The following is a 5,791-nucleotide window of genomic DNA, read 5'->3' on the forward strand; positions in this document are numbered from 1 at the left end:
GGCTCGGGCATCCGGTCACGCCCGATGCGGCGATGGCGCTGGCGCGGTCCAAGCTGGCGGTGCTGCGGATCCGCAGCCTGCGGCAGGCGATGTTAGGCGCACTTTTGGCCGTCCCGCTGGCGGCAGATCTGAAAGGCATTCAAGGCCTGGAGCGCTACGACCGGGCTGCTTTGGTGCAGCAGAAGCGAACGCTGCGATCGCTGCGCCTCGGCGGGGAGTGTGCACGTAATTGGCTTCGTTCTGGAACTAGCGCCCCAAGTCGCCACCAAGCGTGCATAGCCCGTCACAGCAATGGATGTTGTTGCGGCGGTCGTTTGCGGGCGAGCTATATCTCACGCGAGCCTATTGGCGGGCACGGCCAGACGCGGATCGTCACCCTGCATGGAAGTCTGCAACTGGGCCGGATCAACATTCTTGCGCCGCGTCCGCCCGGCAAGGTTGGCCGGGCGGATAGGTTGGATCAGCACGTCATCGTGCGAACACCTGGCGCCGGCGATCGGCCCGAGCGGGTGAAAGGGAAGATCGTCGGCGTACGGGGTACCGTCGGTTCGGTCGGCCTCGCCGCCGGAATATTCCGGGCGTTATCGCAGGGAAAAGTGCCGGCTAGCGATCGAAAGCGATCTCTCTATGTACGAAACGAGGCGGATGAGCTTTTCAGACAGGATTTGGTGATGCCGGTAGGAAAGCCGCGGCCCAGGATCTGGACGTTGAGCCGCATCCTGACAACCTCCGGGACAGAGCTGGCGAGCTGTACCTTATGCGCCGGTGATATCGAGGAGACGGCGCATGTCATCTCAGAAAGTGAAGTATCTCATTTGCCGAAGGAGCCCCAAGCCTTGCCAGCGATCCGCTGAATCCATTCGGCGCATTGTCCCAGTCTGCCTCGAAGACGACCCGTCGCTCGGCTTCGGTGCGCCAGGTTAGAAACTGGGACAACGCATCCATCATGTCATCGGTCTTGCCGAACGGAAACGAGACGTACTCCAACATGAAATCGTCGAGCCAGGATGCCGTTCGCGGTAAGACGAGCGAGCCGGCCTGCAGCTTTGCGGTCTCGCCGCTCATACGCGTCCGCTTGTCTTTGGTCGGTTTGATCGCAACCACGCCTTGCAGCCCAACCCGCATGAGCTCACCGGCCAGCGGAGATCCCATCGCTGTATCTTCGATGAGCACGGCATTAGGCGTGTGTTTGGCTACTTGCGCCAGCATGAGTTGGCAAAGCTCGTGGAAGGCAACCTTTCCTCGCCAAACATCAATAAGATGATACTGGTTCCGATTGCGCACAAGAAAGGCCAAACAAGTTGAGTAGTTGCTGTTCTCGCTAGCTTTCGCGGCCATATCGCAGGAGAGTACGACTTCGTCCCCAGACTGGCGGGTCGGAACGACATCATAAGACCGGAGCCATTCCCGCTTGAGGTCATTCCCCTCATCCGGAGCGGGATCTTGAAGATATTGTGTTTGAAACACCAGTGATCCCATTTGGCTCTTGAGGTCGTCCAACACTTCGAGGGGCTCTCTCGCCTGAAGAGGCTCTCCTTCTTTCCAGACAAAAGAGCGATTTTGTAGCTGGATTGTTCTGTCCTGCGCCGCAATAGCCGGAAGCACCAGATGATCCCAGCCTCGTCTTTCGATGAGATGGCCCGTTAGGTCTTGCTGATGCAGGCGCTGCATCAGAACGATGATGCTGCCTTTGGACTTGTCATTGAGGCGCGACATGAGCGAACGATCAAACCACTCATTGCAGTGCTTGCGCGTCACATCAGAAGCCGCCCCGGCTGCGTTGAGCGGGTCATCAACGATGATGGTGTCGGCGCCAAAGCCGGTTAAAGTACCACCGACGGACATTGCTAACCGACAGCCCCCATTCGTTGTCGCGAGCTGATTCTCAGTGCTCTTGTCGAGACGTGTTGAAAATAGCGCGCGGTACCAGGGCGATTCCATAATTCGTCGGCAATCGGCCGAATGCTTGTTAGCTAAGTCTTGGGAATAGCTGACGCATATGAACTTGTGAGTGGGATCTTGGCCCAGTCTGAATGCGGTCCACGCCACCGAAACGAGATATGATTTGAGAGCGCGGGGCGGCGCGTTGATGATCTGTCTTGTTGCGCGTCCCACGCTGTCAATTAGTCTTTGGGCGATCGATTCATGAAACCATTCCTGCGAATACGTGTCGCTGGAAGGGACTGAAAAGGCCTTCATGGTGAAGGCAAGAAAGTCACGGCGGTAGATCGCATCGCGTTGGGCTGGGGTGGAGATCGGCATTGATCACTCCTCATGTTTGGAATGGCGATGTAAAAAATCAGCGATAATCTCTTCGTCATGCGCGGTGACGATTGTGGTCTCGCTGTTGGATTGCTCCCCGGGCTCGAACTTCATGATCATGTTGAAGAGTTGCGTGCAGGCCTTGGTATCGCCCTTTGCGGCCCGCTCGAACAGTCTGAGGAGCACGAGCTCCTGCCGGCTCACCAAGCGCGGTTCGCCATCCTCGCGAATCTGGACGCGCCTTTTCATCATGCTGCTCAGGTCGGTCCTGAGATTGCGCGAACCCTTTGGCCGGCCCTTGGGATTGCCTGACTGTCCCGTTTTAAACCGGCCCGAAAGTGGAGGTCGGCTGTATCCGGCCTTTTGATCGTCAGTCACGAGTGTCTCCCTTGCGAGAAGGGCCAGGCAGCAGAAGCGGCCGCGAGTAAGTTAGGGCGGCGGCCGCCGCTTCTCGGTCGGCAAAGCTACGGCCAGTCCTGACGCAGATTGCGGTCTGGCCGGTGTGATTTTGCCAACGGCGTACGATGACGTCGCAATATAGCGGGTCGATTTCCAAGAGAGCTGCGCGGCGGCCGGTCCTTTCCGCCGCGATCAAGGTGGTTCCGGATCCTGCAAAAGGATCCAAAACAAGTTCGCCGCGTGATGTGCAGTCCTTGATCGCGTCAGCAATCAGTTCGACGGGCTTAACCGTCGGGTGCATAGCCAGCAGCTCGTCGCGCCGGCGGCCAAAGCTGTTGATGCCCTGATAGGTCCACAGATTGGTTCGGTTGCGGCCGTGGACGCCGAGCTCAACGTTGTTGATATGCGGGCCCAAGCCATTCTTGAATACGTGCACGAATTCGTGCTGGGACCGGTAGAATGAGCCCATGCCGGCATTGGTCTTGGCCCAGACACAGGTATTCTTGTGCTCACTGTAAACACATCGTGCCGCTGTCAACAGCTCGGGTGTATGCCGCCAATCCATAAATAGGTAGTGCAGCGAGCCGTCAATGCTGTACTTGGCAAAGAGCGCGCACGCTTCGGTCAAGAATTCGGTGAACTGTTGAGGCGCCATTTCGCCGGAGGCCATCGCGAATTCGCGGTGCTTGATGCTGCCGCGACCTCCGACGTGGCCCTCGATGGGGACGTTGTAGGGCGGATCCGCAATTACCGCGCGTGCCCGCCGATCGCCCAGGACGGCCTTATAGGCTTGTTCGTCCAGGACATTGGCGCAGATGAGCCGATGCTGGTTGAGTCGCCAGATATCATCTTGCCTACTAATGACCGTTGCAGCAGGCCCAAGCTCGGGCAAAAGGTCTTCGTGCGCCCCGACCGGCTGATCCAGAATCAAATCGACTTCTGCGGTCTCAAATCCGATTGAGGCAAAATCAAAGTCGTAACTTAGGTTGGTCAGAACCTGCAGTTCCTCCCTGAGAACTTGCAGGTCCCAGGTGCCGTTGGCGGCGATCTTGTTATCGGCAATGGCGAAAGCCCGTTTTTCGGCTGGCGACAAATGGCTGATCACAACAGCCGGTAATTCCGTGATCCCCAGTTGTTCGGCCACCATAACGACCGCGTTGCCGTAGATTAAGTTGAAGTGTTCGTCGACGCCGACCGGTTTGATAAGTCCAACTGTATTGATGCTCTTGGCAAGTTGATCGAGCTGATGCTGCGGATGGCGGCGAGGATTGCGGGCGTTTTTGACCAAGTTCGGCACAGAGATGTACTGGATGGTTAGTTTAGGATAATTTGATCTTTCTATGGACATGACGGCTCCGGCTCAAAATGTGCCCCTAAAAGAACCGGAATATAGGCTCTATAACAGAAGGATGGGCTCTGGTCGGATGAGATTGGACCTAGCCAGGGGATACATCGTCCAAAGGCCGGGACATCACGTATCGCACTTGTACGCAGAGGGCCCATCCGGCCAACGGCGGATCACCTGATCACTATTGGATTGGGCGAGCCGGTTGCTTTTCAAGCCGACCCGAAGACTAAGTGGAGCCAACGCTGTTCAGGAAATGACGATCAAGGAAGGGGGCGTTCGGATCTTGAAATAGACGAGATGATTAGTATCGGTTTTGATTTAGGGCGCCTTGCGACGCCGCAAATAGCCAAAGCGAGCTGGAATGGTGTCTTTTCGACTGTTCCTGCCGGTTTCTTCTTGCTGGTTCTAGCTTAGGGGCCGTGTGTGTTGTTAATCTCGTATTCCAAGCACAGACGGCCGAAAGCGAATGATGTTGGGCGGATCGCTAGGTTCAGCGAGGATCGAACCGGCCTTCCGGCAATTGTATGAGGTTCCCTTCGCAAGTAGGTGATCGCCGCTCCTACACTTGAGCGCCGCAACCCATCGATCCGATGTGCCCCGTCCTACCTTATCGGATGCTTGGGGACTGGCCGCGGCCACGGTGGCATTTCCCTGTTTCATTCGTGGAAATCGGGTCGTGCTGATCGCCGGGGCCACGGCTCATCGCTGTTCTCTACCGGCAAATTTCCCTGATCCAGTTTTGACGCTTCAATGCCAAATTGCCGTGTTTTCAATGCCACTTGCTGGCGCGTTTCAACGCCGAGCAGGCCTCGGCCGCCGAGTTTTCCCTGTAGAATTCCCTGTTACCAGGGAATTGGGATTTGGGGGCGTGTCCTTTTTACCGTTCGTCCGCGATCACCTTGCCGTCGTTCGGCAGCGCGCCGGGACCGACCAGATCGACGCTTCCACCGAGTTTCGTCACGGCGCGCAAGCTGGCCGCAACCTCTTCGCGCAAGGTGTCGTTCGCGGTCGCCGTTTCCGCTTTCAGCGTCATTGCGTCGGTTTCGCCCTGTCGCGTGACGACGAGGCGCAGTCTTCCGAGCTCGGAATGCCGCTTGCCGATCTCGGCGATCTGCTCGGGACGGACGAACATGCCCTTGACTTTGGTAGTCTGGTCGGCGCGGCCCATCCAGCCCTTGATGCGCATGTTGGTGCGACCGCAAGCACTCGCGCCCGGCAGCGCTGCGGTGAGGTCGCCGAGAGCGAGCCGGATCCAGGGATGATGCGGGTCGAGCGAGGTCACCACGATCTCCCCGACGTCGCCGGGCGCCACGGGATCGCCGGTGCCGGGCTTGACGATTTCCAGGATCAGGTCCTCGTTGACGACCATGCCCTCGCGAGCCTCGGTCTCGAACGCGATGAGGCCGAGATCGGCGGTGCCGAAGGCTTGGTAGGCGTCGATCCCGCGTGCCTTGATCTCGGCCTGGAGCGAGGGCGGGAACGCCGCGCCCGAGACCAGCGCGCGCTTGATCGAGGAGACGTCGCGGCCCGAGCTCGCCGCGGCATCGAGCAATATCTTCAGGAAATCCGGCGTGCCGCTGTAGCCAACCGGGCGGTAGGCCTCGATCAGCTCAAACTGTTGCTCGGTATTGCCGGGCCCTGCCGGGATCACGGCGCAGCCCAGCGCACGCGCCGAGGCATCGAAGATGAAGCCCCCCGGGGTGAGGTGGTAGCTGAAGGTGTTGAGGACGACGTCATCGGGGCGGAACCCGGCCGCGAACAGCGCCCGCGCACCGCGCCAGG

Annotated in this window: 4 protein-coding genes and 1 pseudogene; 1 reads left to right on the forward strand and 4 read right to left on the reverse strand. The window is 58.7% G+C overall.

Going from position 1 to position 5,791, the window contains the following annotated elements:
- A pseudogene (locus MOV75_RS25025) lies at positions 1–854 on the forward strand (hypothetical protein); the annotation flags it as partial.
- Here MOV75_RS25025 and MOV75_RS25030 read toward each other — a convergent pair.
- From MOV75_RS25030 to MOV75_RS25045, 4 genes are all read right to left on the reverse strand, one after another.
- Entirely contained in the window at positions 790–2,262 is a 1,473-nt protein-coding gene (locus MOV75_RS25030; protein ID WP_247006781.1) for a terminase, read from the reverse strand. The pseudogene MOV75_RS25025 and the gene MOV75_RS25030 sit on opposite strands and share 65 nt — an antisense overlap.
- Positions 2,263–2,265: 3 nt before the next feature.
- Positions 2,266–2,640, reverse strand: a complete 375-nt coding sequence (locus tag MOV75_RS25035; protein ID WP_247006782.1) for a DUF5681 domain-containing protein — start codon at positions 2,638–2,640, stop codon at positions 2,266–2,268.
- Positions 2,633–4,009 (reverse strand): DNA methyltransferase, encoded by a 1,377-nt coding sequence (locus MOV75_RS25040; protein WP_247006783.1) that lies wholly within the window; start codon positions 4,007–4,009, stop codon positions 2,633–2,635. Before MOV75_RS25040 ends, MOV75_RS25035 begins: the two co-directional genes overlap by 8 nt.
- A gap of 877 nt (positions 4,010–4,886) precedes the next feature.
- A partial coding sequence (locus tag MOV75_RS25045) for a phenylacetate--CoA ligase family protein (protein WP_247006784.1) occupies positions 4,887–5,791 on the reverse strand: 905 nt, incomplete at its 5' end.

The organism is Bradyrhizobium sp. PRIMUS42 (genome assembly GCF_023006515.1).
Lineage (GTDB): Bacteria > Pseudomonadota > Alphaproteobacteria > Rhizobiales > Xanthobacteraceae > Bradyrhizobium.